This window comes from Hymenobacter glacieicola, assembly GCF_014640315.1.
GTDB classification, from domain to species: domain Bacteria; phylum Bacteroidota; class Bacteroidia; order Cytophagales; family Hymenobacteraceae; genus Hymenobacter; species Hymenobacter glacieicola.
Genome location: NZ_BMGS01000028.1, coordinates 1 through 896, shown reverse-complemented (window position 1 = coordinate 896; position 896 = coordinate 1). Strand labels below are relative to the sequence as shown.

Sequence of the window (896 nt, the reverse complement as noted above, 5' to 3'; positions counted from 1 at the left end):
GTATTCCATGGATTTGCGCCAACGCGTGGCGCAGGCGCTGACCGAGCCGGGGGCCCGGCAGGCACAAGTAGCCGCCCGCTTTTGTGTGAGCCTGGCGTTTGTCGGCAAGCTCGTGCGGCGGCAGCGGCAAACCGGGTCGGTGGCGGCGTTGCCCGGGCGGGGCGGCCCGCCGCGGTGCCTGGACGCGGCCGCGCAGGCGTGGCTGGTGGCCCAGGTGGGGCGGCAGCCGGACGCGACGCTGGCCGAGTTGCGCGACGCGCTGCAGGCCGAAACGGGGCGGCGTGTGAGCATCGGCGTGGTGTGGCGCGTGGTGGACGAGCAGGGACTGCGCCGCAAAAAAAAGCCTGCACGCTACTGAGCGGGACACCGAGCGGGTGCGGGAACTGCGCCGCCAGCACGTCGAGGCGGTAGCCAAACGCTCGGACGTGCATCGGTTCTACTTTCTGGATGAAACGGGCCTGCGCTTGGATTATACGCGCCGCTACGCGCGGGCACGAGGCGGCCGGCGGGTCAGCGGCGCGGTGCCGCTCAGGCGTGGGCAGGCCGTCACGTTGCTTGGGGCGTTGGGCGTACGCGGGCTGAAAGCCGTGCAACTGCTGGACGGGGCCTTGAATCAGCGTAGCTTCGCCTTCTACGTGGCCCGGGTGCTGGGCCCGCAGCTACGGCGCGGCGATGTGCTGGTCCTGGACAACCTGCCCGTGCACAAGCTCGGTGGCTTGCAGCAAGAATTGGCCCGGCGCGGCGTCGAGGTGCTTTTCCTGCCGCCGTACTCGCCTGATTTCACCCCGGTCGAGCAGGCCTGGAGCAAGCTCAAAACCAAGCTGCGACAAGCCCAGGCCCGCACCCGCGAAGCGCTGGAGGTGGCTATCCAAACGGCAGTGGACTGGATTTCCAGC

2 protein-coding genes are annotated in these 896 nt (G+C 69.4%); both read left to right on the top strand.

Annotated elements, in window-relative coordinates; all coding sequences use genetic code 11:
* A partial coding sequence (locus IEW18_RS21555) for a transposase (RefSeq protein ID WP_229728908.1) occupies positions 1–358 on the top strand: 358 nt, incomplete at its 5' end.
* Between the two features lie 16 nt (positions 359–374).
* Positions 375–896, top strand: a 522-nt coding sequence (locus tag IEW18_RS21550; RefSeq protein WP_229728906.1) for an IS630 family transposase, incomplete at its 3' end; no start/stop codon positions are given.